Genomic DNA, 4189 nt, shown 5'->3' with positions numbered 1-4189 from the left:
ACGACGGCCTCAACTACCTGGCCCACGGCGGCCGGTATGTGTTGATAGGCCTGCAAAAGGAAGCGTTTTCCTTCCCCCATCCCGACTTCCACAAACGCGAAACGACGTTGATGAGCAGCCGCAATGCCACCAAGGAAGACTTCAAAACCGTGATGGACGCGCTACAAACCGGCGCCGTCGACCCGGTAACCTTTATAACGCACCGCGTCCCCTTCGCGGAAGTAGGACGCGCTTTTCCCGGCTGGATGGATCCCGCGGCCGGCGTCATCAAAGCTATGATTGAATTATGAAGCTGAACATCGCAGAACTCGACCAGATCCCCGACGAGGGCGTCCAAAAACCGGACGCGGCCTGCCTTACGCTGCCCGAAACCGTCCTCCAGTTCGGGACCGGCGTGCTCCTAAGGGGGCTGCCCGACTACTTTATCGACAAGGCCAACCGGCAAGGGCATTTCAAGGGCCGCGTGGTGATCGTCAAGTCCACGAGCGGCGGCGACGCCCACGCTTTCGACCGCCAGGACGGTCTGTATACGATGTGCGTGCGTGGTATCGAGCACGGCCATAAGATCGCCGAAAACATCATCAACTCCGCCGTCAGCCGCGTCCTCAGCGCCAAGGACCAGTGGGCGGAGGTCCTCGGCCTGGCCAGGGGAACCGACATCCGCATCGTCATCTCCAACACCACCGAGGTCGGCATCCAGCTGGTGGAGGAAGACATACACACCGCGCCCCCGGCTTCGTTCCCGGGCAAGCTGCTGGCCTTCCTGTACGCCCGGTACCAGGCGGGAGGAGCGGGTTTGGTCATCATCCCCACCGAGCTCATCAGCGACAACGGGAAAAAGCTCAAGCTGATCGTAACAGACCTGGCCCGTTTTAACAAACTCGAACAGGGCTTCCTCGACTGGCTCGACCGGCACAACCAATTTTGTTCCTCCCTGGTTGACCGTATCGTCCCGGGCAGACCGGACGGCCCCGCACTGGGCGCACTGCAAACCTACCTCGGCTACGAGGACGACCTGCTGTTGATCTGCGAGTCTTACCGGCTGTGGGCCATCGAAGGCGACCCGGACCTGTTAAGCCCGGTCCTATCCTTTGCCCAAGCCGACCCCGGCGTGGTGATCGCCCCGAGCATCGAGGTCTTCAAGGAGCTCAAGCTCCGGCTGCTCAACGGCACCCACACCCTCAGCTGCGGGCTGGCCTTCCTGTCCGGTTTTGACACGGTGCGCGACGCGATGGAAGACGAAGACTTCGGGAACTTTATCGAAACCCTGGCTCTCGGCGAGATCGCCCACGCCATCCCCATAGCGCTACCCGAAGGCGCGGCCAAAGAATTCGGGACCAAGGTCCTCGACCGCTTCCGCAACCCTTACCTGGAGCACCGGTGGATAAACATCACCCTTCAATATTCCTCTAAGATGAAGCTGCGGGTAATTCCGGTGTTGCTCCAGCACTACGTGCTCAAAGGCACGCCGCCAGACGCGATGACCGAGGGTTTTGCGGGTCACATCCAGTTTATGAAACCCACTAAGGAAGAGGGCGGTAAATACTCCGGCTCGAGCCGCGGGCTGCACTATCCCATCCAGGACGACAACGCGGCGAAATACGCGCAGCACTGGTCTTCCAACGACCCCGTGCACGCCATCCTCAGCGACATGTCGCTCTGGGACACGGATTTGAGTGCGCTCCCCGGTTTCGAGAGCGCCGTTAAAAAAGCATTGATCACTGTAAAGGAAAAAGGAGGTTTATAATGCAACGCGTTTTAAAAGTACACCATGCCGACAACGTCGGCGTAGCCCTGACCAACCTGGCCGCCGGTGAAACCGTCGAGCTCGACGGCCAAACATACACCCTGCCGGTCGCCGTGCCGGCCAAGCACAAGTTTTCGACCGTAGCCCTGGAACCCGGGGACCCCATCCATATGTACGGCGTGCTCGTAGGCAAGGCCACCCAGCCCATCCCCAAGGGCGGCTGGATCAACACCCAAAACGTCCACCACGCCGCCGACGACTTCCAGGTGGGCGTCCGTCACACCGATTGGGCCCGGCCCGACACGTCCGGTTTCGAGGGCCGCACCTTCAACGGCTACCACCGCACCGACGGCAGCGTGGGCACCGCCAACTATTGGGTGGTGATCCCGATGGTTTTCTGTGAAAACAGGAACCTGCAAGTCCTCCAGCAGGCCCTCGTGGACGACCTGGGGTATGGCCGCAACCGGGTCTACCAGGACCAGGCCCGCCAGCTGATCGACCTGTACAAATCCGGGAAGGAAGTGGAGGACATCCTCGGCGCCGACCTCAAGGCCGACTACGGCAGCGGTACTACGGGTCACCGGCTCTTCCCGAACGTCGACGGGATCAAGTTCCTGGTCCACGACGGCGGCTGCGGCGGCACCCGCGACGACGCCCGCGCGCTGTGCGGGCTCCTCGCCGGCTATATCACCCATCCCAACGTGGCGGGCGCCACGGTCCTCAGCCTGGGTTGCCAGAACGCGCAAGTCAGTATACTCGAGGAAGAAATAGCCAAACGTTCCCCCGGCTTCAACAAGCCGTTGTTCATACTGGAACAGCAAAAGATCGGTAAAGAAAGCACCCTGCTCAGCGAAGCCATCCGCAAAACGTTTGCAGGGCTGATGCTGGCCAACCAGGCCACCCGCAAGCCCGCGGGGCTCGATAAATTGTGTATCGGGTTGGAATGCGGCGGCTCCGATGGTTTTTCCGGCATCTCGGCGAACCCCGCGATCGGCTATACGTCCGACCTGCTCGTCTCCCTGGGTGGGAGCGTCATCCTTTCCGAGTTCCCCGAGCTCTGCGGGGTGGAGCAAAACCTCAGCGACCGTTGCATCACGTCCGACCTCGCCGGTCGTTTCGGTGGGTTGATGCGCGCCTATAACGACCGCGCCAAGGCGGTGGGCTCTGGTTTTGATATGAATCCTTCGCCCGGCAATATCCGCGACGGACTCATCACCGACGCCATCAAGAGCGCGGGCGCGGCCAAAAAAGGCGGCACTTCCCCGGTCACCGACGTCATCGACTATCCCGGGAAAGTATCCCAGCCCGGCCTGAACTTGTTGTGTACCCCCGGCAACGACGTGGAATCCACCACCGCAGAGGTCGGCGCCGGCGCCAACATCGTCCTGTTCACTACCGGCCTGGGCACCCCCACCGGCAACCCCATCGTCCCGGTGGTCAAGCTGTCCAGCAATACCGCGCTCTTCGAACGCATGCGGGACATCATCGACATCGACACCGGTACCATCATCGATGGCAAGGAAACCATCCGCCAGGCGGGCGAGCGCATACTCGACTATGTCATCAGCGTAGCCAGCGGGGAGACGACCGTGGCGGCGGTGAGGCATGGACAGGATGACTTTATCCTTTGGAAGCGGGGCGTATCGCTCTAGCGCAGCGTCTTATATTCGCTGATCACGCCGTCGGCGTTGACCTGCAGGATGCGGAGGTGCTTGTCGCTTTGTACGGTGACGTAGTAGGTCGGGTCCTGGTCGTCGCGTTCCATAACGGAAGCGGCCTTGACGGTGTACTCCTTATACCAGTTGGCGATCTTTGTCGCGGCGTGGTCGGGGAGCTCCTTTACGTCGATGTCGTGGAAGGTGCCGATGAGGTTGCCTTCATTGTCGTAGAAGGAATCCATGAGCTTGTTGTTCCAGAAGAACAGCACTTCGTTATAGGACTTTTCGTTGTTCCAGATACCGCTGGCGCCCTTATAGCTGTCATTGAACTTGACCAACGCCTTTGTATTAGTGGCGTTCAGGTCGGCCGCGTTCAGGTCGGCGGTGGTCCCGGCGAAAGCAGGAGCAGTGGTAGCAGCGAAGGCAACGATGGCGAGAAACTTTTTCATGACTATACTTTTTGTGTGTTTGATATGATATATGCCAATTGACGGCCAATATTTTTTTCCGATGACAACTCATTGATAAACAACGAAATTAACAACCCATTTTGTTTTCGTAACTGTACACTACCGAACACCTTTCCGTTCACTTGCGAACACTTTCGTTGTTTGACACTGTAAAGTTGGCTCACGGATTCCGCCCCTGCAAATCGTTGGGACCAACTGCCAAAAACCTGTGACGAAGCGCAAAAAAAAAGGCCCCCTCCTGGAAAGGAGGATGGCCAGGCTTTGCATTTAACCAAAAACGACTGCTTATATAACGATGGCTTGCTGAAAGATTT

3 protein-coding genes and 1 pseudogene are annotated in these 4189 nt (G+C 59.1%); 3 read left to right on the top strand and 1 reads right to left on the bottom strand.

Annotation, left to right across the window (positions count from 1 at the left end; translation table 11 throughout):
* From VL547_RS13805 to VL547_RS13795, 3 genes and pseudogenes are all read left to right on the top strand, one after another.
* A pseudogene (locus VL547_RS13805) lies at window positions 1-290 on the top strand (alcohol dehydrogenase); the annotation flags it as partial.
* Complete coding sequence (locus VL547_RS13800; protein WP_325578723.1) at window positions 287-1747, top strand: tagaturonate reductase; 1461 nt, start codon at window positions 287-289, stop codon at window positions 1745-1747. The pseudogene VL547_RS13805 and the gene VL547_RS13800, both read left to right, overlap by 4 nt.
* Entirely contained in the window at window positions 1747-3399 is a 1653-nt protein-coding gene (locus VL547_RS13795; RefSeq protein ID WP_325578721.1) for an altronate dehydratase family protein, read from the top strand. Before VL547_RS13800 ends, VL547_RS13795 begins: the two co-directional genes overlap by 1 nt.
* Here VL547_RS13795 and VL547_RS13790 read toward each other — a convergent pair.
* Entirely contained in the window at window positions 3396-3854 is a 459-nt protein-coding gene (locus VL547_RS13790; protein ID WP_325578719.1) for a hypothetical protein, read from the bottom strand. The two genes, VL547_RS13795 and VL547_RS13790, sit on opposite strands and share 4 nt — an antisense overlap.
* Window positions 3855-4189: the final 335 nt, after the last annotated feature.

It is taken from the genome of Dinghuibacter sp., from assembly GCF_035492835.1.
Classification (GTDB): Bacteria; Bacteroidota; Bacteroidia; order Chitinophagales; family Chitinophagaceae; genus Dinghuibacter.
Note: the sequence above shows the minus strand (reverse complement) of the source record. Positions and strands in the feature narration are given on the sequence as shown.

What these genes read in the sequence shown, in the direction of transcription:
- VL547_RS13800 (WP_325578723.1), top strand. Translation starts at nt 287, where the DNA reads ATGAAGCTGAACATCGCAGAACTCGACCAGATCCCCGACGAGGGCGTC.
- VL547_RS13795 (WP_325578721.1), top strand. Translation starts at nt 1,747, where the DNA reads ATGCAACGCGTTTTAAAAGTACACCATGCCGACAACGTCGGCGTAGCC.
- VL547_RS13790 (WP_325578719.1), bottom strand. Translation starts at nt 3,854, where the DNA reads ATGAAAAAGTTTCTCGCCATCGTTGCCTTCGCTGCTACCACTGCTCCT.